Origin of the sequence: Pseudomonas sp. GV071, from assembly GCF_003050835.1 — a bacterium.
GTDB lineage: Bacteria > Pseudomonadota > Gammaproteobacteria > Pseudomonadales > Pseudomonadaceae > Aquipseudomonas.
Window position 1 is genome coordinate 95,410 of the sequence record NZ_QAOJ01000016.1, and the last position, 25,643, is coordinate 121,052.

General features: G+C 63.7%; 18 protein-coding genes. 6 read left to right on the forward strand and 12 right to left on the reverse strand.

What is annotated here, in order from left to right; all coding sequences use genetic code 11:
• The first annotated feature begins 117 nt into the window (after positions 1-117).
• The 4 genes from recC (at position 118) to C8K61_RS24410 (ending at position 11,038) form a co-directional block, all read left to right on the forward strand.
• Positions 118-3,450, forward strand: a complete 3,333-nt coding sequence (gene recC / locus C8K61_RS24395) for an exodeoxyribonuclease V subunit gamma (RefSeq protein ID WP_108099097.1) — start codon at positions 118-120, stop codon at positions 3,448-3,450.
• Positions 3,447-6,998, forward strand: a complete 3,552-nt coding sequence (recB, locus tag C8K61_RS24400) for an exodeoxyribonuclease V subunit beta (protein ID WP_108099099.1) — start codon at positions 3,447-3,449, stop codon at positions 6,996-6,998. The genes recC and recB overlap by 4 nt, the downstream gene beginning before the upstream one ends.
• Complete coding sequence (gene recD, locus C8K61_RS24405; protein ID WP_108099101.1) at positions 6,995-8,851, forward strand: exodeoxyribonuclease V subunit alpha; 1,857 nt, start codon at positions 6,995-6,997, stop codon at positions 8,849-8,851. The genes recB and recD overlap by 4 nt, the downstream gene beginning before the upstream one ends.
• Before the next feature lie 246 nt (positions 8,852-9,097).
• Complete coding sequence (locus C8K61_RS24410; RefSeq protein ID WP_108099103.1) at positions 9,098-11,038, forward strand: C1 family peptidase; 1,941 nt, start codon at positions 9,098-9,100, stop codon at positions 11,036-11,038.
• A gap of 64 nt (positions 11,039-11,102) precedes the next feature.
• Here the strand turns inward: C8K61_RS24410 and C8K61_RS24415 are convergent, their stop codons facing one another.
• From C8K61_RS24415 to C8K61_RS24425, 3 genes are all read right to left on the reverse strand, one after another.
• Complete coding sequence (locus tag C8K61_RS24415) at positions 11,103-11,864, reverse strand: TerC family protein (protein WP_108099105.1); 762 nt, start codon at positions 11,862-11,864, stop codon at positions 11,103-11,105.
• A gap of 33 nt (positions 11,865-11,897) precedes the next feature.
• Positions 11,898-13,202 carry a CitMHS family transporter gene (locus tag C8K61_RS24420; protein ID WP_108099107.1) on the reverse strand — a complete coding sequence of 435 codons (1,305 nt, stop codon included), beginning with the start codon at positions 13,200-13,202 and terminating at the stop codon, positions 11,898-11,900.
• Positions 13,203-13,437: 235 nt separating this feature from the next.
• Positions 13,438-14,373 carry an AEC family transporter gene (locus C8K61_RS24425; protein WP_108099139.1) on the reverse strand — a complete coding sequence of 312 codons (936 nt, stop codon included), beginning with the start codon at positions 14,371-14,373 and terminating at the stop codon, positions 13,438-13,440.
• Between the two features lie 76 nt (positions 14,374-14,449).
• Between C8K61_RS24425 and C8K61_RS24430 the strand changes: the two genes are divergently transcribed.
• Positions 14,450-14,851 (forward strand): GFA family protein, encoded by a 402-nt coding sequence (locus tag C8K61_RS24430; protein WP_108099109.1) that lies wholly within the window; start codon positions 14,450-14,452, stop codon positions 14,849-14,851.
• A 113-nt stretch (positions 14,852-14,964) separates the two neighbouring features.
• On the opposite strand, the gene C8K61_RS24435 is transcribed toward C8K61_RS24430, so the two are convergent.
• The 9 genes from C8K61_RS24435 to C8K61_RS24475 form a co-directional block, all read right to left on the reverse strand.
• Entirely contained in the window at positions 14,965-16,926 is a 1,962-nt protein-coding gene (locus C8K61_RS24435) for a DUF4105 domain-containing protein (RefSeq protein WP_108099111.1), read from the reverse strand.
• A complete protein-coding gene (locus tag C8K61_RS24440; protein ID WP_108099113.1) occupies positions 16,923-17,243 on the reverse strand; it encodes a DUF2388 domain-containing protein in 321 nt (106 codons plus the stop codon). Before C8K61_RS24440 ends, C8K61_RS24435 begins: the two co-directional genes overlap by 4 nt.
• 188 nt (positions 17,244-17,431) lie before the next feature.
• Positions 17,432-17,752, reverse strand: a complete 321-nt coding sequence (locus C8K61_RS24445; RefSeq protein WP_108099115.1) for a DUF2388 domain-containing protein — start codon at positions 17,750-17,752, stop codon at positions 17,432-17,434.
• Between the two features lie 226 nt (positions 17,753-17,978).
• Positions 17,979-18,194 (reverse strand): DUF1127 domain-containing protein, encoded by a 216-nt coding sequence (locus tag C8K61_RS24450; RefSeq protein WP_108099117.1) that lies wholly within the window; start codon positions 18,192-18,194, stop codon positions 17,979-17,981.
• A gap of 274 nt (positions 18,195-18,468) precedes the next feature.
• A complete protein-coding gene (locus tag C8K61_RS24455; RefSeq protein ID WP_108099119.1) occupies positions 18,469-18,681 on the reverse strand; it encodes a DUF1127 domain-containing protein in 213 nt (70 codons plus the stop codon).
• Between the two features lie 444 nt (positions 18,682-19,125).
• Positions 19,126-20,643, reverse strand: a complete 1,518-nt coding sequence (locus C8K61_RS24460; protein WP_108099121.1) for an acetyl-CoA hydrolase/transferase family protein — start codon at positions 20,641-20,643, stop codon at positions 19,126-19,128.
• 344 nt (positions 20,644-20,987) lie between these two features.
• Positions 20,988-22,424 carry an NAD(P)(+) transhydrogenase (Re/Si-specific) subunit beta gene (locus C8K61_RS24465; RefSeq protein WP_108099123.1) on the reverse strand — a complete coding sequence of 479 codons (1,437 nt, stop codon included), beginning with the start codon at positions 22,422-22,424 and terminating at the stop codon, positions 20,988-20,990.
• A complete protein-coding gene (locus C8K61_RS24470) occupies positions 22,424-22,744 on the reverse strand; it encodes an NAD(P) transhydrogenase subunit alpha (RefSeq protein WP_108099125.1) in 321 nt (106 codons plus the stop codon). Before C8K61_RS24470 ends, C8K61_RS24465 begins: the two co-directional genes overlap by 1 nt.
• A 10-nt stretch (positions 22,745-22,754) precedes the next feature.
• Positions 22,755-23,876, reverse strand: coding sequence for a Re/Si-specific NAD(P)(+) transhydrogenase subunit alpha (locus C8K61_RS24475; protein ID WP_108099127.1), 1,122 nt, complete (start codon positions 23,874-23,876; stop codon positions 22,755-22,757).
• Positions 23,877-24,605: 729 nt separating this feature from the next.
• Here C8K61_RS24475 and C8K61_RS24480 point away from each other — a divergent pair.
• Positions 24,606-25,499, forward strand: a complete 894-nt coding sequence (locus C8K61_RS24480) for a TauD/TfdA family dioxygenase (protein WP_108099129.1) — start codon at positions 24,606-24,608, stop codon at positions 25,497-25,499.
• The last annotated feature ends 144 nt before the right edge of the window (positions 25,500-25,643 follow it).

The window sequence follows — 25,643 nt, forward strand, 5'->3', positions numbered from 1 at the left end:
TCTTGCCCGCCATAGTCTTAGCTGTAGTTGGCGAATGCCGTTGGCGCCAGTTTTTGCCCGCCTATTTGGCCTTGCCGAAGTGGTAACCTACGCCGACTCCAGCCTGCGATTTCGCTCATGCTCACGCTTTACCACGCCCCCGATCTGGAAACCCTCGGCGCGCTGGCCACTACCCTGTTGGCCCAGCCGCAACGGGAGCCGTTTGCCCCGGCGTTGGTGGTGGTGCCGAGCCAGGGCATGGGCCGTTGGCTGACCCTGGAATTGGCACGCAAGCAGGGCATCGCCATGCAGTTGGAGGTGCAGCTGCCGGCCAAGTTTGTCTGGGAAGTGTCGCGCCTGGTGCTTGGGCACTTGCCTGAACAGTCGGCGTTTTCCCCCACCACCTTGACCTGGCGTCTGTACGACTGGCTGTGCGAGCCGAGCCACCTGGAGCAGGCGCCCCGTTTGGCGCAGTACCTGGAAGGTGGCGACGAGCGCCGACGGTTGTCCCTGGGCGCGCGCATCGCCGACGTCTTCGACCAATACCTGCTGTACCGCGATGACTGGCTGGCCGCCTGGGAGCGCAACGAGCTGCTTGAGCTCGGCACCGACGAAGCCTGGCAAGCCTTGCTGTGGCGCGAGCTGACCCGCGACGGCCACCCGCACCGCGCCCGTTTGCTCGACGACCTGCTGCGCCGTCTGCACGACGACAGTCCTATTGCCGGCCTGCCAGAACGCCTGCTGGTGTTCGGCATCAGCAGCCTGCCGCCGCACCATATGCGCGTGCTCGAAGGGCTGGCACGGCATGTCGAGGTGGTGGTTTGCGCCCTCAACCCGTGCCGCGAAGCCTGGGGCGATATCCGCGATGTGCGTGAGCTGGCGCGCCAGCCGGTGATCGCCAGTGCCACCGCCGCCGATGATTGGTACCTGGATGTCGGCCATCCGTTGCTGGCCAGCCTGGGCAAGCAGGGGCGGGACTTTTTCGATGCGCTGTTCAGCCTCGGCGGCCATGAGGTCGGGCTGTATTCCGAAGACGCCGACCTGCACGACAGTTCGCTGCTGCGAGCGCTGCAGAACGACATTCTGCGCCTGCGTACACGCAAGCCCGAGGAGCGCCTGGCGCTGCGTGCCGACGACCGTTCGCTGGAAGTGCATATCGCCCACTCGCCGCTGCGCGAGGTGGAAATTCTCCACGACCAGTTGCTCGCCCGGTTCGCTGCGGACCCGACGCTGACGCCCGACCAAGTGGTGGTGCTGACCCCGGATATCGAGCGCTACGCGCCCTATATCGAAGCCGTATTTGCCAGCCGCGACAACGCCGGCCGTGGCCCGCGGTCGCCGCGTATCCCGTTCAGCCTGGCCGACCGCAGCCTGCGCGCCGAGGTGCCGCTGATCGAAGCCTTCCTCGGCTTGCTGGCGCTGGAGCAGAGCCGCTTTGGCGCTGAAGAAATTCTCACCTGGCTGGAGCAACCGGCGATTGCCCGTCGCGCCGGCATCGAAAACGAAGACCTGCCGCTGCTGCGCGATTGGCTTCGCGAAGCCGGCGTGCGGTGGGGCCGCGACAGTGAGCACCGCGAACAGCTGGGGTTGCCGGCGGATGCCGCCTTCACCTGGCGCCAGGGTCTCGACCGCCTGCTGCTGGGTTTTGCCGCGCCGCCGAAGCTGGCCGGCGATGCGGCGCCGCTGCTTGGTGAAACCTGGCCGCTGGATGCGCTGGAAGGCGCGCGGGCGCAATTGCTTGGGCGCCTGGCGGGGTTCGTCCAGCGCCTGGCGTCGTTAGCCGAAGACCTGCAACGCCCGCGGCCGCTGGCCGACTGGGCCGACACCCTGCAGGCGTTGATCGACAGCCTGTTCGATGAGCGTGAAGCCGGCGATACCTTGCTGTTGCTCAGCCAGGCCTGCGCCGCCTTGCGTGACCAGGCGGTGGCCGCCGGCATTCAGCGGCCGCTGGAGTTGGCGCTGGTACGCCAGCAACTGAGCACGGCGCTGGAGCAGGGCAGTGGCGCTTCGGGTTTTCTCACTGGCGCGGTGACCTTCTGCACCATGGTGCCGATGCGTAGCCTGCCGTTCCGTCTGGTCTGCCTGCTCGGCCTGGACGACGGCGCATTGCCTCGTCGCACCCCGGCGGCCGGCTTCGATCTGATCAGCCAGCACCCCCGTCGTGGTGACCGTGCACGGCGTCTGGACGACCGCTACTTGCTGCTGGAAATTCTGCTGTCGGCCCGCGATGCGCTGTACCTCAGCTACGTCGGCCGCGACCCGCGCAATAACGCCGAGCTGCCGCCATCGGTGTTGATCAGCGAAGTGCTGGAGTCGGTCGATTTAACGGCTTATGCGGTCCGTAGGAGCGGCTTCAGCCGCGATGCTGTTGATCCAGAAGCATCGCTCCTGCAAGAGCCAGCCAGCAAACACCTGACCATCGCCCACCCGCTGCAACCCTTCGCCCCCGGCAACTTCGCCGGCGGTGCGCAGCGCAGTTACGCCGCGTCCTGGTTTCGCGCCGCCCAGCGTCTGGCCGAGCCACCGCAGAGCAGCCCGGCGGCATTTGCCGGGCGCCTGCCGGAGCCGGGTGCAGACTGGCTGCATATCGAACCGTCGCAACTGCTGCAGTGCTTCCGCCACCCGGCGCGGTTTCTCCTCGAGCAGCGCCTGGGCCTGCGCCTGGCGGATGCCGATGAAGCGCTCGCCAGCGACGAACCCTTCGCCCTCGAAGGCCCGGCCTGGCGCGGCTTGCGCCAGCTGGCACTGGAAGCAGTGGAGCGCAATTGGTCGCCGGAGCAGGAGCGCAATGTCGCCCGCGCCGCCGGCTGGTTGCCCACGGGCGAGTTGGGCCAGGCCCTGTGGGGCAAGCTGCGTGGCCCGGTGCGCGCCTTTGCGCCGCGGCTGTTCGAAGCGCGCCCGGAAGAACAGGCGCAACCGCTGCTGGTGGATGTGCAACTGGGCGGCGTGCATATCCATGGCTGGCTCGAAGGGGTGACCAGCAGCGGCCTGTTCGAATGGCGCCTGAATGCGCCGAGCGCCTGGGACCTGCCGGCGTTCTGGTTGCGCCACCTGCTGCTCAACCTCAGCGCGACGCCGGCCATTGCCCGCGAAAGCCTGCTGATTTCCCCGGTGCAGGACTGGCAGCTCGGCCTGTTGGTCAACCCGCGCGAACTGCTGTTGCCCTGGCTCGAGGCCTACCGCGAAGCCCTCTGCGAGCCGCTGCCGCTGATGCTCAAAAGCAGCTACGGCTTCGCCGAAGGGCTGCTCAAGCCGGGGCGCAAAGAACCCATCGAAGCGGCCCGCTACAAGGCGCAAGTCGCCTGGGAAGGTGCCGACTTCAGCCCGCTGCCCGGTGAGTCGCAAGACCCCTGGTATGCCCTGGCCTTCCGCGACCGCGAAGTGCTTGGCGAGCGTTTCGAAACCCTGGCCGAGGAGCTGATTGTGCCGGCCTTGCAGGCCCTGGCACCGGCGGCGGAGGACGAGGAATGAGCCTCGACCTGCACAGCTCCTCATTCAGCGGCCGCTCGCTGATCGAGGCCAGCGCCGGCACCGGTAAAACCTGGACGCTCACCGCGCTCTACGCGCGTTTGCTGCTGGAGCGGCAACTGAGCGTCGGGCAGATTCTGGTGGTCACTTACACCACCGCCGCCACTGCCGAGTTGCGTGAGCGCATTCGCGCACGCCTGGCGGAGTTGTTGGCCGTGTATGAGGGCACGCCCAGTGACGACGATTTCCTCAGCCGTCTGCATGCCCAGTACCCCGGCGAAGAAGCGCGGCGGCGCTTGCTGCTGGCGGTGCATGGCTTCGATGAAGCGGCGATTTTCACCATCCACGGCTTCTGTCAGCGCGCCCTGCAGGACGCGGCGTTTGAAGCCGGTGGTGATTTCGACAGTGAGCTGGCCAGCGATGACCGCGAGGTGCTGGATGCCTTGCTCACCGATGCCTGGCGCCATGAACTGGCCAGTGCCGACCCGGCCTGGGCGCGCTTTCTGGCGAAGAAAAAAATCACCCCGGCGCTGCTGCGGCAGCGTTTGCGCCCGCACCTGGGCAAGCCCTATCTGCGCATCGAGCCGCGTATCGATGAAGCAGGCCCTGCCTCGGATGAGTTGACCGCTGCCAGCCTGGCCTGGAACCGCGCCGCCGAGCTGTGGCGCCGTGGCGGTTACGCCTGGATCGAGCAGTTGCAGGAGCATGGCGGGCTGAGTCAGAGCACGCACAAACTGCCAAAATTTCCCCAGTGGTCGGCCGAGTTGGACAGCTATTTCGCCGACCCCGCCGCGCTGTTCGAAGTGCCCACCGGGCTGGAAAAATTCACCGCCAGTGCGCTGCACAAGGCCACCAAAAAAGGCCACGAGGCGCCCAGCCACAACATTGCCGATGCTTTCGATGAGTTGCTGGTAGCAATTGCCGACGCCTTGCCCGCTGGCGAGCAACGGCTGATCGCCCTGCAGGTGCGCCTGCTCGACAAGCTCAATGCCGAGCTGCCGGCGCGCAAGGCCGCGCAGCGCATTCTGGCCTTCGATGATTTGCTCAACCGCTTGAACGAAGCGCTGCAGGGCCCGGCCGGCGATGCCCTGGCGGTGACCCTGCGCACCCGTTATCCGCTGGCGTTGATCGACGAATTCCAGGACACCGACCCGGTGCAGTACCAGATATTCGACCGGGTGTATCAGGACGGCAGCGACCTGTGTTTTGTCGGCGACCCCAAGCAGGCGATCTATGCCTTCCGCGGTGCCGACCTGGCCACTTACCTGAAGGCCCGTGACGCTGCTGAGCGTTGCTATGACCTGCCGTTCAACTACCGCTCCACCGCCGAGCTGATTGCCGCGCTGAACCTGCTGTTCGCCCGCCCGCAACCGTTTGCGGTCAACGGCCTGGACTACCCGCCAGTGCGAGCCGGCGCCAAGGCCCGTTCGCAGCTGGTGCTGCCGCCGGGCAATGAGGCGCCGCTGGCGTTGGTCTGGCTCGGTGATGAGCCGCTGAACAAGGGCCGCGCCGACAGCCTGGTGGCGGTGGATACCGCGCAGCGCATTGCCAGCCTGTTGGCGGCCAGCGCCCAGGGCCAGGCCTATTTCGAGAAAGACGGCGAGCGCACGCCGCTGAAGGGCGGGGACATTGCCGTGCTGGTGTCCAACCACCGCCAGGCCTCGGAAGTCGCCGAGCAGTTGGTCGCCCGTGGCGTGCCCAGCGTGCGCCGTGGCAATCAGAGCGTGTGGCACAGCGAGGAAGCGGCTGAGCTGGCGGCGGTGTTGGCGGCCTATGCCGAGCCGGGGCGCGAGGGTGTGTTGCGTTATGCCTTGTCCACGCGCCTGCTCGGCCGCGACGCCTTGCAGCTGGCGCGCTGCCAGGATGATGAACGCGCCTGGGACCGTGAGCGTGAAGACGCCGAGCTGTATCACCAACTCTGGCAGCAGCAAGGATTCATGCGCGCCTTCCGCGCCTGGCTGGATCAGGAGCAGGTGGCCGAACGGCTGCTGGCCGCGCCCGATGGCGAGCGGCGGCTGACCAACCTGCTGCACCTGGCCGAGCTGCTGCAAGCCGAGAGCCAACAGCGCCCCGGCCTGGAGCCGTTGCTGGCCTGGCTGAACGCCCAGCGCGGCAGCGAAGGCGCTGGCGAAGACGCTCTGCTGCGCCTGGAAAGCGATGCTGAACGGGTGCAGATTGTCACCATCCACACCAGTAAGGGCCTCGAATACCCGTTGGTGTTCTGCCCGTATCTGTGGAACGGCCGCCTACTCGGGCAGCATAAAGACAGCGCGACCTGCCACGACGACGACGGCCAGCCGCTGTTGGATATGGGCAGCGAAAACCTGGCGGTTCACCTGCAGCGCGCCCGCGAAGAAGTGTTCGCCGAGCACCTGCGCCTGGCCTATGTAGCGCTGACCCGCGCCCGTGATCGTCTGTGGTTGCACTGGGGCCCGGTGGCGGTGCCGGCGCCGGTGAAAAAAACCGGCCTGCTGCCGGAAGAGGGCCTGCACAGCAGCGCCCTTGCCTGGCTGCTGCACGGTCGGGAATTGCCCGGTACCGATGCCCTTGATGAATTGGCCCAACACCTCAACGAACGCAGTGGCGCCAGCCTCGCAGACGAGATCGATCAACTGGTGACTGCCAGCGCCGGCACCTTCGCCCGCTTGCCGCTGCTCAGCAGTGAAGCCAGCGCCGGCGGCGAGCAGCGTGCGCCGGCACCCGAGCAACTCGGCCAGTTCGAGCGCAGCCTGCACAGCGCCTGGCGGATTGGCAGCTTTTCCGGGCTGTCGGCGGGCATGCACATGGAAGCCCCGGACCGCGACAACCTGAGCATTCCCGCCGCCACCGACCCGGGCCTGGGCTTCTTTGCCTTCCCCCGGGGCGCCCGCGCCGGTACCTGCCTGCATGCGGTGTTGGAAGACTGGGCGCGTGGCAAGGGCGAGCTGCCGGCCCTGGTCGACGCTGCCTTGATCGACCACGGCCTGCCGCGCGACTGGAGCGAACTGGCGGCCGCGCACCTGCAGTTGGTGCTCGACAGCGACCTCGATGGCCAGGGCCTGACCCTGGCCAGCCTGGTGTCGGCGCGGCGTCTGCCGGAGCTGGGCTTTACCTTCCCGGTGGCCAACCTCGATGTGCTGCGCCTGCGGGCGATTCTTGCCGACCCGCAGTACGGCCTGCCGGCGCCGATGCGCGAGGCGGCGCAACGTCTGGAATTCGACAGCCTCAAGGGCTTTCTCAAAGGCTTTATCGACCTCACGTTCGAGCATGAAGGTCGCTGGTATATCGCCGACTACAAGTCCAACTGGCTGGGCCCGGACGTCAGTTACTACGGCGGCGAACGCCTGCTCCAGGCCCTGGCCGGCGAGCACTACTACCTGCAATTCCTCATCTACCTGGTGGCGCTGCGGCGCTTCCTGCGCCAGCGTCTGGCCGACTTCCAGGATGAACAATTGGGCGGCGCTTACTACCTGTTCCTGCGCGGCATGCCGAGTGCCGGGGTGTATTTCTCCCGTCCCTCTGATGCCCTGCTGGACGCCCTCGACCAGTTGTTCAACGAGGAGCAGCCATGAGCCTCGCCGACCTGCCGTTAGGGCCGCTGGAGCGCGCCTTTGTCGCCAGCTTGCAGCGCCTGGACCACGAGGCCGAGGAGGCCGTGCTCTGCGCGGCGGCGCTGACCTGCGCGGCGTTGGTCAACGGCGACGTGTGCCTGCCGCTGCGCCGTTGGGCTGGGCAGCGCGCCTGGCCTGAGGTGGCGGGCGGCCTGCTGCTGCCGCCGCTGGCGCTATGGTCGGCGCAGTTGCACGCGTCGTCTTTGGTCGGTGCTCCGGGCGAATTTGCTCCGCTGATTCTGGATGGCGAGCGCTTGTACCTGGCGCGTTATCACCATTACGAAACCCAGCTCGCCGAGCAGTTGCTGACGCGCGGCAGTGCCAACCCCGAGGTGGATGAGCAGCTGTTGAGCGACGGCCTGGCGCGTCTGTTCGCGCGCAACAACAGCCAGGCTGGGCCGGACTGGCAGCGGCTGGCGGCGGCGCAAGCCGTGCGGCGCAACCTGGCGGTGATTTCCGGCGGCCCGGGCACCGGCAAGACCACCACCGTGGTGCGCCTGCTTGCCGCACTGCTCGAACAACCGGGTGGCGAACGCCTGGCCATTGGCCTGGCCGCGCCCACCGGCAAAGCGGCGGCGCGTATGGCCGAAGCGATCCGCAACGCTAAAGCTGAACTGCCAGTAAGTGAGGCGATCAAGGCCGCCCTGCCGGATGAAGCGCGCACCCTGCACCGCCTGCTGGGCAGCCGCGGCGACAGCCCGCATGTGCGCCACCACGCCGCCAGCCCGTTGCCGCTGGATGTGCTGGTGGTGGACGAGGCGTCGATGGTCGACCTGGCGCTGATGGCCAAGCTGGTGGATGCGCTGCCGGCCACGGCCCGGCTGATTCTGCTCGGCGACAAGGACCAACTGTCGGCGGTGGAGGCCGGTGCGGTGTTTGCGGAGCTGTGTGAAGGACGCGGATTTTTGCCCGATACCGCCGCGGCGTTGCAGCAGATTACTGGCCAGACCGTTGAGGCTCAGGCTCCCAGCTCGCGCCTGGGTGACGCCGTGGTGCTGCTCACCCACAGCCACCGTTTTGCCGGCGACAGCGGCATTGGCGAGCTGGCGCGGCGGATCAACAGTGGCGATGCTGCCGGCACCCTGAACCTGTTGAAAGAGGGGCGCGCGGACCTGGCCTGGCAGGCCGAGCCGACGCCCAACGCCTTGCTCGAACGCTTGGAGCAAGGCTACGCGCCGTACCTGGCCGCCGCCCGCAGCGGCAATGTGGCCGCCACCTTCGCCGCCTTCAACGGCTTTCGCGCCCTGACTGCGCAACGCCAGGGCCCCTGGGGCGTGGAGGGCATCAACGAAGCGCTGGAGGCACGGATCAAACGTCGCTTCAGCCTGGCCAGCCGCGAGCGTTGGTACCCCGGCCGGGCGATCATGGTGCGCCAGAACGACTACGCCCTCGGCCTGTTCAACGGCGATATCGGCATCTGTTTAGCCAGTGAACATGGCCTGCGGGTGTTCTTCGAAAGTGCCGGCGAAAGCGAGCCGACCTTCCGCCCGTTCTCGCCGGCGCGCCTGCCCAGCCACGACAGCGCCTTTGCCATGACCGTGCATAAAAGCCAGGGCTCGGAATTCAGCGAAGTGCTGTTGGCCCTGCCCGACACCGCCAGCCCGCTGTTGACCCGCTCACTGTTCTACACCGGCATTACCCGGGCGAAACACAAGGTGGAAATCTGGGCGCTGCCAGCACGTTTGGCCGAAGCCGTGAGCACCCGCGCCGAACGCGCGGCAGGGTTGGCCGAGCGCTTGCGGGTGCCGGTGGAGGTGTTTGCCGCGCAGCCTGTTAAACCTGCGAGCGATCAGGATCAGCTCAGTTTGTTTTGAATGTCGCTCGTACCTAGCTTGAATCACCGCGCCTGGATCCCAGCCTGCGCTGGGATGACGGAGTAAGTAGCAAAAACTACCGTCGTCCCAGCGCAGGCTGGGACCCAGAATTTTGCGGCAAACCATTCTCCAGCCGCAAACAAAGCACGCCTTTCGTCAGTTGCGGCCGCTCCAGTTTGACTCTGCGAAAAAGCCGTCAATGCTTTGGCACCAGCAGTGTCTTCCACGCATCGACAAGGAGTTGTCATGGCCAAGCGCCCTGTCTCGCCTCGTGTCAAAAACCAGACCGCCGCGAGCAAAAAAGCCGCGAGCACCTCCGCCAAAACCATCCCTGCCAAAAAGCCCGCGGCGGCGAAGAAGCCCAGCCAGCCGAAGCTGGATGTACGCCGCGATTCGATGGACTTTCGCGACCTCACCTACAGCGCCTCGCTCACCCCGTTGCCGGATGAACTGTACCCGGTCTGGCCGCACCTGAACGTGCTCGACCAGGGCGTGCAGGGCGCCTGCACCGGCTTCGGCCTGGCGGCGACGATCAATTACCTGCGCGCGAGCCGCGGCCAGAAAGGCCTGGTGAGCCCGGCCATGTTGTTTGCCATGGCCCGCCGCTACGACCAGTGGCCGGGGGAAAACTACGACTACAGCAGCGCCCGTGGCGCGATGAAGGGCTGGCACAAGCACGGCGTATGCCTGGATAAAAGCTGGCCGCTGACGCGCAAGGCCGGCATCACCCCGGCACTGCAGCAAGAGGCCCTGGATATTCCGCTGGGTGCGTACTTCCGGGTGTTCTCACGGATCAACGATGTGCAGGCCGCGCTGCGCGATGTCGGCGTGCTGTTTGCCTCGGCCAAGACCCATGGCGGCTGGGACGCGCCGCGCGGCGGCAAGATCGCCTGGCGGCCTAACGCCGGTGAGGAAGACACCGGCCATGCCTTCTGCATCATCGGTTACACCCGCGATGGTTTTCTGGTGCAGAACTCCTGGGGTGACTGGGGCGGCTTCACTGTTGGCAAGCACACCTACTCAGGGGTGGCGCTGTGGAGCTACGCCGACTTCGAGGCGAATGTCTGGGACGTGTGGGTGGCGCAGCTGGGGGTGAAGGTCAACTTCGAGGTCACCGACACCGCCAGCCGCTACACCGCCGATGGCGGCGTGGCCCGCGCGGCGCAACCGGCGCCGCCGCAGGAATCGATCTACCTGCACTACCTGCACATCGACAACGGCCGCCTGGACAACCAGGGCCAGTACGCCTCCGACAATACCCAGCTGGACGCCATCATCGCCTCGCTGCAGGCCAGCCAGCCCAAGCACATTGTGCTGTATGCCCACGGCGGCTTGAACGAGGTGGAAAGCTCGGCCATGCGTGCCTTCAAGTGGCGGCCGGTGTTCGAAGCCAATGGCATTTACGAGCTGCATTTCATTTGGGAAACCGGGCTGTGGAGCGAGCTTGGTGACCTGCTGCGAATCAAGAAACCGGCGGTGGACGAACGCGTCGGCTCGGCCAGTTCGTGGTGGGACAACCAGGTGGAAAAACTCACCCAGCCCCTGGGGTTTTCCCTCTGGCAGGAAATGAAGCTGGATGCCCAGCGTGCCTTCGTGCCACAGGGTGCCGGCACCCAGGTGCTCAAGCGCCTGCTGGCGTTTCTCGACGGGCTGGGCAAGGCCGCGCCGCAGGTGCACCTGGCCGGCCACAGCGCCGGCTCGATCTGGCATGCGCACCTGCTGCAACGCTGGCAAGCGCTGAACGGCCCGCAGATCGCCAACCTGGTGCTGTTCGCCCCGGCGTGCACCGTGGCGTTATACGAGCAGAGCTTTTTGCCGGCCTTGGGCAAGGCCAAGGGCATCGCCCAGCAGAAGTTGCTGGTGCTGTCTGACCAGGCCGAGCAGGACGACAACGTCGCCCAGGTGTACCGCAAGTCGCTGCTGTACCTGGTGGCCAACGCCTACGACAACAAGACCGCGCGGGTGCCGATTCTGGGCATGGAGGTTGCCCATATGGACAAGGGCAAATACAAACCGCAACCGTCGGGCAGCACCCTGGTGATCGCCAGCAGTGCCAGCGCACAAAGCAGCAGCCGCAGCCACGGCGGCTTCGACAACGACCTGCCGAGCATGAACAACCTGCTGCAAACGATGCTGGGCAGTGGCGTTAAGCGCTTGTTCAAAGACGAGGAGATGAAAGGGTATTAGCGCGGCGTGCCAGGCATAAAACAACGGGACCCGAAGGTCCCGTTTTTCTATCCACAGGGTTGTGTTACTCGCCCGGGATGTCCTTGCGCAGCTTCACCACGTCGGCTTTTTTGCGGTCGCGGGCCGTGCGCATTTTGATGTTCACCGCTTCTACCGCCAGCGAGAAGGCCATGGCGAAGTACACGTAGCCTTTGGGCAGGTGCATGTCGAAGGCTTCGGCGATCAGCACGGTACCGACCATGATCAGGAAGGACAGGGCGAGCATCTTCAGTGACGGGTGCTTGTCGATGAAGTCGCTGATGGTGCCAGCGGCTAGCATCATCACCATCACGGCTACCACGATGGCCGCGATCATCACCGGGACATGGGAAACCATGCCGACCGCAGTGATCACCGAGTCCAGGGAGAACACGATGTCGATGATGGCGATCTGAATGATGGTGCCGATAAAACCGCCGCCCATGCCTTTGGGCTCGTCGCCGGTTTCGTCTTCGCCTTCCAGGCCGTGGTACATCTCGGTGCTGCTTTTCCACAGGAGGAACAGGCCACCGAAGAACAGGATCAGGTCACGGCCGGAGAAACCCTGGCCCATGACGCTGAACAGGTCGGCGGTCAGGCGCATCACCCAGGTGATCGACAGCAGCAGCAGGATGCGCGTGACCATGGCCAGGGCGAGGCCGAAGAAGCGGGTCTTGGGCTGCATGGCCTTGGGCATGCGGCTGACCAGGATCGAGATCATGATGATGTTGTCGATCCCCAGGACGATTTCCAGCGCCGTCAGGGTAAAAAATGCGATCCAGATTTCCGGGCTGGTCAGCCATTCCATGTACAGCTTCCTCTTACGCGAGCTTTCAAATGATTAGCCGCCGAACACTGGGAAAATTCCCATCAGCAGCGCGGCGACAAGGATACACAGGCAAACCAGAACTGCCCATTTCAAGGTGAAGCGCTGGTGGTCGCCAAATTCGATGCCGGCCAGGCCCACCAGCAGGTAGGTGGAGGGCACCAGCGGGCTGAGCAAGTGCACCGGTTGGCCAACGATGGAGGCGCGGGCCATTTCCACCGCGCTGATGCCGTAATGGCTGGCGGCTTCGGTGAGCACCGGCAATACGCCGTAGTAGAAGGCGTCGTTGGACATGAAAAAGGTGAAAGGCATGCTCACCAGGGCCGTGATCACCGCCAGGTACGGGCCCATGGCGTTGGGGATCACCGCCAACAGGCTTTTCGACATGGCGTCGACCATGCCGGTTCCAGAAAGAATGCCGGTGAAAATCCCCGCCGCGAAGATCAATCCGACCACTGCCAGGACATTGGCCGAATGCGCGGCAACCCGCTCTTTCTGCTGCTGCAGGCAGGGGTAGTTGACGATCATGGCGATGCCGAAGGCCAGCATGAACAGCACCGGCAGTGGCAGCAGGCCCTGAATCAGCGCCACCATCAACGCCACGGTGAGGGCCGCGTTGAACCACAACAGCTTCGGCCGGCGCGCGTCGGGGAATTGCGACACGCTGATCTCGCCACCTTCTACCTCATCGCCGGGCAAATGCAGTTCACCCAGGCGCGCCCGTTCCCGTTTGCCGTAGGCATAGGCGATGGCCAGGATCGCCAGCACACCGGCGGCCATGGCCGGAATCATTGGCACGAAGATGTCAGAAGGGTCGACATGCAGGGCGCTGGCGGCTCGAGCAGTCGGCCCGCCCCAAGGTGTCATGTTCATTACCCCGCCGGCCAGAATGATCAGCCCGGCCATGATCCGTGGGCTCATGCCCAGGCGCTGGTACAGCGGCAGCATGGCCGCCACGCAGATCATGTACGTGGTGGCGCCGTCGCCATCCAGGGACACCACCAGCGCTAGCACCGCGGTGCCGACCGAGACTTTCAACGGGTCGCCTTTGACCAGCTTGAGGATCTTGCGCACGGCCGGGTCGAACAGGCCGGAGTCGATCATCAGGGCGAAGTAGAGAATCGCGAACATCAGCATCACCCCGGTGGGGGCGAGCTTGGTGATGCCCTCGAGCATCATCGGCCCGATCTTGCCGGCAAAGCCGCCGAGCAGGGCGTAGACGATGGGGATGATGATCAGGGCAATCAACGCCGACAGGCGTTTGCTCATGATCAGGTACATAAAGGTGATGACCATGGCAAAGCCGAGGAGGGTCAACATGGCAGTTCTCCGAAGGTTAACGGGCGAGGCGGCGGACGGGCGTCAGCAACGGGCGCGAGGGGGACGGAGAACGGGGGTACGCAGGGCGCAGCGGAACATGGCAATCACCACTTTTTATTGTTGGAAGTCGCCGGTCTGCGCTGGGCAGCCGGCAGCCGGTCAGGTGCCGGCGGTGGTGGGATGCTAAGGGGCGAAACTTTCAGCCAGCTTTCATTGGCTGAAAGCGGACCAGCGGCTAGCCGAGCAGGCTGAGTACCAGCATCAGGCTGATGGCGGCGAGGGCGGTTTGCAGGGTGATGATGCCGGCCATCAACTGGCTGTCACCGCCCAGTTGGCGGGTGAGTACGTAGGAGGTCGGTGCAGTGGGCAGGGCAAAAAACAGAATCAGCACGCTGCTGGGCAACGCCGGCAGATTCAGCCCGCGCGCCACCGCATAGGCGAGCAGCGGCATTAGCAGCAAACGCACTGCGCAGTTCCAGCTCAGCGCCGACGCCTCGCCGGCCAACTGTTGGGGACGTAGCGCGGCGCCCACGCACAGGAGGCCGAGTGGCAGGCTGGCGACTGCCAGCAGGCTGAGCAGGCGGTCGCTGCCACCGGGCAACCCGATGCCCAGCAGGTTGACCAGCGCGCCCGCCGCGCAGGCGAGAATCAGCGGGTTGCGGGCAATCGGCAGCAACAGGCTGCGGCTGCTGACACCACGCTCGGCGGTTAGCGCCCACACCGACAGCAGGTTCACCGCCGGCACCATCATCGCCAACATCAAGGCCGCCAGGGTCAGCCCCTCCTTGCCATACAACGCGCCGACGGCGGCCAGCCCCAGGTAGGTATTGAAGCGCAGTACGCCCTGGCTGATGGCGCCGAAGCGCGCTGCAGTCCAGCCGCGCAGGCGTTTGCCCAGCAGCAGCGCTAGCCAGGCCACGCCCAGGCCAAGCAGCACCGCCAGGGCCAGGCGCGGCAGTGCCGGATTATCCAGCGGTGCGGTGGCCAGGTTGCTGAACAGCAGGGCGGGAAACAGCACGAAGTAGTTCAGACGTTCGGCGGTCGGCCAGAACTCGTCACCGGCAAAGCGCAGGCGGCGCAGGGCGTAACCGGCAACAATCAGCGCAAACAGCGGCCACAGGGCCAACCACAACTCCAACACGACGAACTCCCAGGGTGGGTGAGTCGGCATCTTGCGCAGGCGATGGCCGAGGTGCAAGGCGCAGGCGTGCGGGCTAGGCTTGGGGGCGCCATCAAGGAGCCTGACCATGACCGACATCTACACCGGCGGCTGCCAATGCGGCGCCCTGCGCTACCGCTTCAACGCGCCGCTTACGGACATCGCCCACTGCCACTGCAGCATGTGCCGCCGAACCTCTGGCGGCATCGTCACCACCTGGATCACCGTGCCGCTGGAACGCTTCGAATGGCTGCAAGGCACGCCGCAGGGTTTTGTTTCCTCGCCCGGCTGCACCCGCTCGTTCTGCGGCCAATGCGGCGCGCTCCTGACCTTCTTCACCGAACAGAGCCCGCAGAGTATGGACATCACCGTCGCCACCTTCGACCACCCGGAACTGGGGTTGCCCGACCGGCATATCTGGGTGACCACGCGGTTGCCGTGGTTGCATCTGGATGAGCAGTTGCCGAGCGAAGAGGGGGAGAAGCTTTAAGTGGTCCAGCCGGGAGAGGCTTCAGCCTCGATGCTGTTGAACGTGCAGAGCGGGTGAAAGCACTGTTTGCAGGGGCGACCAATCGAGGCAGACGCCGCGTCCACAAAACGTCATCACGGGAGGATCAGTCCCCCCGAGGCTTTGTGCAGCGCCCGCAGGTGTTCGCTGAGCTGTTTGAGGTTGGTTTCGCCGGCGTCGATCTCGGCCAGGCGTTCGGGTTCGAGCAGGCTACGGACCTGGCCGTCGAGGTCATCGCTGAGTTGGCGCAGTTGCTTCTGGCGGCTGTCGCTTTCTTCTTGCAGGTGCTGCCATTCGCCGGCTTGCGGCAGGCCGTAGCCGCCTTCGAGCAGCTCGGCGGGGCGGCTCAGGAAGCCGCTGTTGGCGAGGATTTTTTCCAGGGTCTTGCCGGCTTCGCCACTGCTGCCATCGGCCAGGGCGCGGCTGCTCAGGTAGCGACGTTTGAGTTCGTCCTGGGCGAGCAACAGTTGCCGGCGTTGCGCGGCCTGTTCGAGCAACAGCATGGCGGCGCTGGCGCGCAGGTCGGCTTTTTCGAACCAGCTGCGGCGCTCGCTGGCGGGCAGACTGATCCACTCATCCACTTCCTTTTGCGAGATCGGCAAGCGTTCTTTGAGCACCTCGAACATGGCCTGGTAACGGTCGCGGAAGGAGTCGAAGCGGTAGCCGCGGCGTAGCGCTTCGCTGCGGTCGTCGAGCACGCTGAGGTCGGCCAGGCCGCGCCCGGCGAGCACTTCCAACAGGCCGTTGGGCATGATGTTGTCGAGGCTCTGTAGCTGCGGTTCGGCGCTGCCGCTGCGCAACAATTTGAGGGTTTCCACCGCGCAGTTGTTGGACAGGAAGTAGTAGTTGCCGTCGTAGCTCCAGTGCTGCTCAGCGGCGTGTTCGACCAGGGCTTCGAGCTGGGGCCGATCAAGCTTGAGCGGCACCGACACCAGGCCACGCAGCTCGACCTTGGTGTACTCCTCGATCACCTGACTGAGCGGTAAGACAAACAGCCGCGACGGATAAACCCCGGTCAGACCATCCCAGCTGGACAGCTGCAAGTCGCCGACAAACGCGCGGTAAGACAGCACCAGGCTGTACTCCATATCCAACCGGCAATCCGGCCCGCGCGGGCGCCCCGGCGCGCAGATCACCAGGCGCAGCATGCTGTGGCCCCAGCGGCTGGCCCACTCGTCGTTGGCTTCGGCGAGCAGATAGTCCACCGCATAGACCCGCTCGGGGTCGAGCTTGCCCAGCGGTTGTCGGGCGAAGTCGCGGCCGGCATTCAGGTAGGCGAAGGTGCTTGGGCAGGTTTCGGTGTTGGCCGGTGCCCAGCCACCGAACTGTTCGCGGTAGTAGCGGTACAGCGCCGGGCGGCGGCAGGGGTAGGCAGGGTCGAGCAGGAAGTACTCCATGTTCACCGCGACGAATTCGCGCGGGTTGCTCAGTTCGTAGATGTCCGGGCTGCGGGCGACCTGCCGGTTGTTGGCTTCACGCTCGCCACGCCGGCCGACGTATTGCGGCCAGCCGGCGAGGTCGAGCAGGCGTGGGTCGTCGCTGAGGGTGAAGCGACGCTCGGCCTGGCCGCGGCAATCGTCCATCTGGCCGATCAGGCCCTGGCTTTTCAGCTGGCGCTGGCAGCGCAGCAGCAGGGTTTTCTGCTCGGGCGACCAGAGGCGGGCACGGTCGTAAATATGGGTGAGTTCGTGCAGCACGGTGGCCAGCAGTTCCTGGCGCACGGTGCCATGGGGGCGGTTGGTTTTTGCCTGCGCGGCGGAGCCGTCGGTGAGACTCGGTAGTAACTGCTGATTGAGGAGCAGAACAGTAGGGCTGCGCGCCTGGCCGTACGTGTCGAGCTCCAGGCTATCGGTCCAGCGGATCTGCACCTGGCGGTCCAGGCGCTGCACAAAGGCTGGCGGCAGCTTGCTCAGGGCTTCGTCGAGCAGGGCCTGGCTGGCCTGTTGCTGGCTGGCACTCAGCCCGTCGTTATCGAGCTCAAGGCGCAGCTGCGCCTGGGCCAGGCTGGCGCTGCCTAACAGCGCCGCGCTCAGCAGCCAGGCGCGCAGGGGCCTCACAGAGCGAGGATGGCTTCGGCCAGAGTCTGGTCGCTGGCGTCGCGCGCTTCCGGAACGCGGTCACGCAGGGTGCTGAAGGCGGCTTCCAGTTGCGCGCCGCGGATGACGCCTTCGCTGGCGACGAAGCTGGCGGCGTCGTCACGGGCTTCCAGTACGACTTTCGAGTCGCGCACGGAGGTGGTGGTGTCGGAGGTGAAATCGATGGTGCGGCCGAAGGCGCGAACGATGATTTCGCTGGTCTCCACCAAGGTGTGGGCCTGGGCAATGCCCGTGGTGATCAGCAATGCGAAAGCGGCGAGCGAAAGCGGGCGGCGCATGGGAAATCTCCGAAACAAATGCGGGTAAAGGTTACTGAGAGCTGGTGGAACAGTTGGACGAAATTGCGTGGCGCCAGTTCCACCGCAATTGTGGCTATTTGATGGCGGTCACGCAGCGCCCGTAACGGCGGGCGCCAAGGCTAGCCGAAGGGGCGTCGCGGAACCAGCGTTTGCCAGCGGTAACGGGCTCAGAGCACCAGAATCGACTGGGCCAGTTGCATGTCGGTACGGGCCTGCAGCTGCGGGGCAACCTGACGGACATGCGCCAGGGCCGCTTCCAGGCGCACGCCCCGGATGCTGCCGTCGCTGGCGACAAAACTGGCGGCGTCTTCACGGGCGGCGAGGACGATTTTGTCGTCATTAAAGGAGGAAGAGATATCCGAGGTGATATCGGAGGTGCCCTTGAAGGCACCGACCACGGCGTCGGTGGTGTACACGAAGCTGGTAGCCGAAGCGGCAGTGGCAACGGTGAACAGGGCGGCAGCACTGAGCAGGCGCAAGGTGGACATGGCGGTACTCCGGGTGAAAGCGGGTGTGTGTCGGGCTTAAGCCTAGCGCAGCGGCGGCGCTTGGGTGCGGGGTTGGAGGGTGGTGAGGCGAAAAGGTTCGCCGCAGGGATGGAGCGCTCGTAGGCGCTAGCGTGCTAGCGAAGCGTTTTTTCACACCTGATCGGTGCGGACGTCGTTCGCCAGCAAGCTCGCTCCTACAGAAACGGGGCGGGGGGGAAGTGCCGGTTTACTCCCGCCAGAACGGCTTCTCCAGCTCCATCTCCCGCTCGCACGGGCAAATGCCCGCATCGGCCAGTTGCCGGTCATCCAGGCGCGCCAACTGTTTTCGTGTGCGGGCGTTGCGGCGCCAGACCACGATCACGGCGACTAGGCGCAGCGCCCAGTTGGTTTTCTTCTGGGGCAATGTGGGCTGGGCAGCTGACGGGCTGAGTGTGCGTTCCATGGCACGGTCCTTCTCGCTCTGTCGCGAGTTCTGGGTATGGGGAGACATAGTCCCCCGGCGCTACCCCGGGCCGTCAGTCACAGCTAGATCCGATTGTATCGCTTCAGTTTGAATATTTTTAAAACTGTACCGGTTGTTGTGCCCATAGCTGTACGCACGCTCCAATCGTCGGGCCCAAAACGACGAAGCCCGCCGGCAGTTTCCTGCGGCGGGCTTCGTTTTGTTCAATTCGGTGGCTGATGCTCTAACGACGTGCTTCAGCCAGATACAACACTTAACGCCAGAACGGCTTGCTCAGCTCGGCGAAGCGCTGGGCTTCACTGATACCGGCGTCGGCCAGCAGGCGTGGATCCAGGCGTGCCAGTTGATGGCGGCTGGACATACGGCGTTGCCAGAGCAGCAGGTTGGAGACGATGCGCAGTGGCAGTGCAGCTTGGGCTTTCGAACTTTCGCTTACGAACATGTCGGAACTGAGGGTACGTTCCATGGTGTGCTTCCTTCCGCTTATGGCGGCATTGGTTATTTAACTGAGGCATATGTTGCGCTTCGCACAGCTGACCTTGTAGTCACAGTTCGTTGAAATTGTGCTGGTGGTGGGAAGTTTTTACCCAAACTGTTTTATCCATAACGGTGCAAACTGTACCGGTTGGCCCTTTATTGGGGCATTTTTACTCATAAAAACCTGACGGCATGACCAGGATTAACCTTCTGAGCAGGTGGAGACCAGTACAGTTTTAATTGTTTGAAAGGTGTTTTCCCTGTTGTGCCGGGTAGAAAACAGATTTTCTCGGGTTTTGGCGTAACTGTGCGGGTAAGGGTGGCTGAGGTGCTGTGGCTATAAATTGCGCAGATGCGCATGAAGAAACAAGCAGCCAACAAAAAGGCGCAACAGGAGGCGATCCTGTTGCGCCTTTTTTATTGCTGGCGCTGTTTACGCAAACTTGGCGGAGTCCGCCACAGGCCAGAGCATGTGGCCGTTTTCGTCCAGATTGATATGCCACTGTAAGGCTTCACGTAACAGGTGTGGGGTGTGGCCTCCCTTGGCACAGGCTGCAGCAAAGTACTGGTCCAGTGCGTCGCGGTAATCCGGATGCACGCAGTTGTCGATGATCACTCGCGCCCGCTCACGGGGCGCCAGGCCGCGCAGGTCGGCCAGGCCCTGTTCGGTGACCAGAATGTCGACGTCGTGCTCGGTATGGTCAACGTGGCTGACCATTGGCACCACGCTGGAAATTGCGCCCGCTTTGGCGATCGACTTGGTCACGAAGATCGCCAGGTGCGCGTTGCGGGCGAAGTCACCGGAGCCACCGATGCCGTTCATCATCTTGGTGCCGCCTACGTGAGTGGAGTTGACGTTGCCGTACAGGTCGAACTCCAGCGCCGTATTGATGCCAATGATGCCCAGGCGCCGCACCACTTCCGGGTGGTTGGAGATTTCCTGTGGGCGCAGCACGAGTTTGTCTTTGTACTGTTCCAGGTTGCCGAATACGTCAGCGTTGCGCCGCTGTGACAAGGTGATCGAGCTGCCTGAGGCGAAGCGCAGCTTGCCGGCGTCGATCAGGTCGAAGGTCGAGTCCTGCAGTACTTCGGAGTACATGGTCAGGTCGTGGAACGGCGATTCGATCAGGCCGCACATCACCGCGTTGGCAATGCTGCCGATGCCGGCTTGCAGTGGGCCGAGGCTTTCGGTCATGCGCCCGGCCGCCACTTCGCGTTTAAAGAAGTCGATCAGGTGATTGGCGATGCCCTGGGTGTCGGCATCCGGCGGCAGCACGGTGGAGGGCGAGTCGGCTTTGTCGGTGATGACGATGGCGACGATCTTGGCCGGGTCGATGGGGATTGCGCCGCTGCCGATGCGGTCTTCTACGCGGGTCAACGGGATCGGCGTACGGGTCGGCCGGTAGGTCGGTATATAGATGTCGTGCAAGCCTTCCAGATTCGGGTTGTGTGCCAGGTTGATCTCAACGATCACCTGCTTGGCGAAAATCGCGAAGCTGGCGGAGTTGCCCACCGATGTGGTCGGCACGATGTGGCCCTGTTCGGTGATGGCCACGGCCTCGATCACCGCAATGTCCGGCAGCTTGAGCTGGTGGTTGCGCAGTTGCTCGACGGTTTCCGACAGGTGCTGGTCGATGAACATCACCTCGCCGGCGTTGATCGCCTTGCGCAGGGTGCTGTCGACCTGGAACGGCATGCGTCGGGCGAGCACGCCGGCTTCAGTGAGTTGTTTGTCGAGGTCGTTGCCTAAGCTGGCGCCGGTCATCAAGCTGATTTTCAGGGGTGAGTGCTTGGCCCGCTCGGCCAGCGCCTGGGGCACGGCTTTGGCTTCACCGGCGCGGGTAAACCCGCTCATGCCGACGGTCATGCCGTCTTCAATCAGCAACGCAGCGTCAGCCGCACTCATCACTTTGCCCAGCAAGGAGGGCAAGCGCACGCGATCGGTATACATGGGGGAGCCTCGGACGGTACGGACGAACAAAGGCCGACAGTCTAAGGATTCATCCGGATTGCGCCTTTATACCTACGTCTAATAGGGGATTGGCTGCGCGTCGGCGCTGCGGCGTTCTAGCTGCTCAATCCCGCTGAAAAGCGCGTAGAAGAGCCCCTCACCCCTAGCCCCTCTCCCGCAAGCGGGCGAGGGGGACAGATTGGCGATCTCCCGGCCAACACGGTCAGGCCCCCTCTCCCGTTTACGGGAGAGGGTTGGGGTGAGGGGTCTTTTATCTCCGTCGCCCATAACGAAAAACCCCGGCTTTCGTGGGCCGGGGTTCAAGGGTGTCGCTAGCGCGGTTCTTACTCGACCGCTTTAACCATATCTTCGATGACTTTCTTGGCGTCGCCGAACACCATCATGGTCTTGTCTAGGTAGAACAGTTCGTTGTCCAGACCGGCATAACCGCTGGCCATCGACCGTTTGTTGACGATGATGGTCTTGGCTTTGTAGGCCTCGAGAATCGGCATGCCGGCGATTGGCGAGTTGGGGTCGTTCTTCGCTGCGGGGTTAACCACGTCGTTGGCGCCCAATACCAACACCACGTCGGCCTGGCCGAATTCGGAGTTGATGTCTTCCATTTCGAACACTTGGTCGTACGGCACTTCGGCTTCGGCCAGCAGTACGTTCATGTGGCCAGGCATACGACCGGCAACCGGGTGGATCGCGTACTTCACGGTCACGCCGCGGTGGGTCAGCTTCTCGGTCAGCTCTTTCAGCGCGTGCTGAGCACGGGCCACTGCCAGGCCATAGCCGGGAACGATGATCACGGTGTCGGCGTTGGTGAGCAGGAAGGTGGCGTCGTCAGCCGAACCGGATTTGACCGGACGGGCTTCTTTGGCGCCGCCGCTGGCTGCTGCATCCGTTGCACCGCCGAAGCCGCCGCCGATCACGTTGAAGAACGAACGGTTCATCGCCTTGCACATGATGTACGAGAGGATCGCGCCGCTCGAACCTACCAGCGAACCGGCAATGATCAGCATCGAGTTGTTCAGCGAGAAACCGATACCGGCCGCCGCCCAGCCCGAGTAGCTGTTGAGCATCGACACCACGACCGGCATGTCTGCGCCGCCGATCGGGATGATGATCAACACGCCGAGGATAAAGGCCAGAGCCAGCATCGCAGCGAAGGCAGCGTAGTTGCCGGTGAACATGAAGAACAGGCCCAGGCCCAGGGTGCTCAGACCGAGGATCAGGTTGAGCTTGTGCTGGCCAGCGAACACCACCGGTGCGCCTTGGAACAGACGGAACTTGTATTTGCCCGAGAGCTTGCCGAAGGCGATGACCGAACCGGAGAAGGTAATGGCACCAATGGCCGCGCCGAGGAACAGTTCCAGACGGTTGCCGGCTGGAATGGCGTCGCCCAGTTGCTTGACGATGCCCAGCGATTGCGGCTCAACCACAGCAGCGATAGCAATGAACACTGCCGCCAGGCCGATCATGCTGTGCATGAAGGCAACCAGTTCCGGCATTTTGGTCATTTCAACGCGCTTGGCCATGATCGAACCGGCAGTGCCGCCGACCAGCAAACCCACGATGACGTAGCCAATGCCCTGGGTGGCGATCTCGGCGCCGAGCTTGTAGATCAAGCCCACGGTGGTCAGTACGGCCAAGGCCATACCGAGCATGCCGAAGAAGTTACCGCGACGCGAGGTGGTCGGGTGCGACAGGCCCTTGAGCGCTTGGATAAAGCAGATCGAAGCGATCAGATACAGGGTCGTTACCAGATTCATGCTCATTACTTGTCACCCTCTGCTTTGGCCTTGGGCGCTTTTTTCTTGAACATTTCCAGCATGCGGCGGGTTACCAGAAAACCACCGAACACGTTTACCGCGGCCAGAGCCACAGCCAGAGTGCCCATGGTTTTGCCCAGCGGGGTGACGGTGAGTGCGGCGGCCAGCATGGCACCAACGATCACGATCGCGGAGATGGCGTTGGTCACGGCCATCAGCGGGGTGTGCAGCGCAGGTGTCACGTTCCAGACCACGTGGTAGCCAACATAGATGGCCAGCACGAAGATGATCAGGTTGTAGATACCGGGGGAGATCAACTCTTCCATTTTCTTGTCCTCAGCCGTTCTTGCGTACGACTTGACCGTCGCGGCACATCAGGCACGCGGCGACGATGTCGTCTTCGAGGTTGACGTGGAACTTGCCTTCGCTGTCGATGACCAGCTTGAGGAAGTCCAGCAAGTTGCGGGCGTACAGCGCCGACGCATCGGCTGCCACCAGGGCGGCCAGGTTGGTGTGACCGACGATGGTCACGCCGTGCTTGATCACTACCTGATCGGCTTCGGTCAGCGGGCAGTTACCGCCCTGGGCTGCCGCGAGGTCGATGACCACGGAGCCGGGTTTCATTTGCTCGACGGTTTCAGCGCTGAGCAGCACCGGCGCCTTGCGGCCCGGAATCAGTGCGGTGGTGATGACGATGTCAGCCTGCTTGGCGCGCTCGTGCACGGCCACGGCCTGACGCTGCATCCACGACGCCGGCATCGGACGGGCGTAACCACCAACGCCTTCAGCGGCTTCGCGCTCTTCGTCGGTCTCGAACGGCACGTCAACGAATTTGGCGCCGAGCGATTCGATCTGCTCTTTCACCGCTGGACGTACGTCGGACGCTTCAATCACCGCACCCAGGCGTTTGGCCGTGGCGATGGCCTGCAGGCCTGCCACACCGGCGCCGAGAATCAGCACGCGAGCGGCCTTCACGGTACCGGCAGCGGTCATCAGCATCGGCATAAAGCGCGGGTAGTGATGAGCGGCCAGCAGCACGGCTTTATAGCCGGCAATGTTGGCTTGCGAACTCAGCACGTCGAGGCTCTGCGCGCGCGAGGTGCGCGGCGCGGCTTCGAGGGCGAAAGCGGTGACGCCGCGTTCAGCCATCTGCGCGATATTTTCGCTGTTGAAAGGGTTAAGCATGCCGACCAGTACCGCGCCGGATTTGAGCTGAGCCAGCTCGGCGGCATTGGGTGCCACGACCTTCAGCACCAGGTCGGCGCCCAAGGCTGCGGCGGCGTCGCCAATGCTGGCGCCAACGGCTTGATAGGCACTGTCGGGGACGCTGGCGTTAACGCCGGCACCGCTCTGTACAGTCACCTGATGGCCCTGGGCGATCAGCTTCTTAATGGTTTCCGGCGTTGCGGCTACCCGCGTTTCGCCAGTAAAGGTCTCTAGAGGAACACCAATGTGCACTTCATATCTCCTGCGTGATCGTTTTTTCAAAAAAACCAGAGCACTGCGGGTGGCGCACTGGGGTGGATCAGCACAATCCCTGCTTCGGTACCTCTAGCGGGCAGCCTTGCGAGAGCGGGGCGCGGCATTTTGCAGGTGAACCGTAAGGCCATCAAGAAGTTCTGAAGGCCAACCTGGAGATAACTACAAGTCACGCTGTGACCAGTGGTATCTGTCATCTTCCCCAAAGCAGCAGCCGATGGGGCCTGCAGCTTGATGCCATGCCTGTTACAGAGGCATTGGCATCCCTGACGTGAATAACCGTTCATCAGGTCAAGGCAGGTTAGTGACGCGACCAATACGTTAGCTTGCTTTGCATCTGTAACTAGCTGTTTATTATGATAATTATCAGGTTTATCGGCCGTTTTTCGGCGACAAAACTGTAGCTGGCAGGTTTATTGACTACGGGGTCAGTTAATTTTCACGGTTCACTACATAAATCGCTGTAAGCCACGTGGTTACTGATCTGAGGTCAATTTTGCACGCGGCGCCGCGCATGCTTTTTATCAGGCTTATGTCGCCTTTTCGACTTTTTTTATCGCCATGCGTCGTTATGAGGCCAAAAACGGCTAGTTTTTGTCCTAAATCCACTCAGGATTACCTGCCTGAATGCACACCCATCGCCGCCGCAGCGGCTAAGGTTTTGTTCATCGCTGCGCACGCCCATGACCACAACAAGAGGCCCCGTCGATGACTGAATTCTTTTATGCCCTGGCCAGCCATAACCGCGCGCGGAACTACCAGCACATTCAGGTGGTGCCAGTGGCCGGCTCGCTGGGCGCTGACGTGACCGGCGTAGATCTCAACCGGCTTCACACCGCGGGCTTCGCCGAACTGCGCACGGCGTTGCTCGACCACCAGGTGCTGTTTATTCGCGAGCAGCAACTGAGCGTGGCCCAGCTTGAAGCAGTGACCTTGCAGTTCGGTGAATTCGGCCGCGAGCCTTTTGTGCAGACCATGGCCGAGCACCCGCACGTGATCCATGTGCTGAAGGAGGCCGATGAAAAAGCGCCGTTCGTGTTCGGCGGCGCCTGGCACACCGACTGGTCATTTCAGGCGCGGCCACCGGCCTTCACCTTGCTGTACGGCGCGGACATTCCAGCCTTTGGCGGCGATACGCTGTACGCCAACCTGTGTCAGGCCTACGACTGGCTGTCGCCGAAAATGCAGGAGCTGCTTGCCGGCCTGAATGCCCTGCACAGTCCTGAACGCGGCTACGGCCCGGCGGCGCGGCACAATGATTTGCTGGAGAACATGCAGGTGCGCTACGGCAATGTTGACGATGAACTGCGGGCCCATCCGTTGATCACCCGCCACCCGGAAACCGGGCGTCAGGTGCTGTTCGTCAACCCGACCTACACCGTTGGCATCGAGGGTTTGAGTGCGGCGGAAGCGCAGCCGCTGCTCAGTTACCTGTTCAATCTGCCGACCGCGCCGGCCTTCACCTGCCGTATGCGCTGGAGCAAAGGTACCTTGGCGATCTGGGATAACCGCTGCACCTGGCATCAGCCAATTGCCGACTACCACGGCGCGCGGCGGGAGATGTACCGCACCACGGTGGTGGGAGAGGCGCCGAGTCGGTAACTGACCGAGGTGTGCAGGAGTCGCGGCTGAAGCCCCTCCCACAGGAAATTGAAGTGCGCCCCAAAAGTTGGACGGCTATTGATTAAGCCATGGCGGACTTGGCTCTGTATGCGACAGGGCTGAGTCCGCCTAGCTTCATCTTGA